This is a genomic window from Bacteroides caecigallinarum (genome assembly GCF_021530995.1).
Classification (GTDB): Bacteria; Bacteroidota; Bacteroidia; order Bacteroidales; family Bacteroidaceae; genus Phocaeicola; species Phocaeicola faecigallinarum.
On sequence record NZ_JADYTF010000268.1, the window covers coordinates 1 to 673 of the forward strand.

Genomic DNA, 673 nt, shown 5'->3' on the forward strand with positions numbered 1-673 from the left:
GTCAATTTGCCTAGTTCCTTAACCGTGATTCACCCAAGCGCCTTAGTATATTCAACCCGACTACGTGTGTCCGTTTGCGGTACGGGTACCTTCAATGTTAAGTTTAGCGGATTTTCTCGGCAGTCTGATTACCCACACTATCACCGCGACCCGAAGGTGTTGGTGTACTCTCAAGTTCGACTCTTCCCGTGGATTTGCCTGCGGGAATCGACGTCTACACTCTTTAACCGGCTATTCCGTCAGCCGGCGGTGGTGTCACTGCTGCGTCTCCACGTCACCATTGGAGGTAGTAACGGAATCTTTACCGTTTCTGCCATCGGTCTCGCCGTTCGGCTGAACCTTAGGTCCCGACTTACCCTGATCCGATTAGCGTTGATCAGGAAACCTTAGTCTTTCGGCGAGGGGGTTTCCCACCCCCTTTATCGTTACTTATACCTACATTTGCTTTTCCATACGCTCCAGAGTGGCTCACGCCACGCCTTCGACGCTGAATGGAATGCTCCCCTACCAATCATAATTGATTCCATAGCTTCGGCAGACAACTTCATACCCGATTATTATCCACGCCAAATTCCTCGACTAGTGAGCTGTTACGCACTCTTTAAATGAATGGCTGCTTCCAAGCCAACATCCTAGCTGTCTTAGCAATCTGACTTCGTTAGTTTAACTTAGC

Annotated in this window: 1 rRNA gene; it reads right to left on the reverse strand. The window is 49.6% G+C overall.

The features are described 5' to 3' along the window. Nucleotides 1–673 (reverse strand): 23S ribosomal RNA (locus tag I6E24_RS16540); the annotation flags it as partial.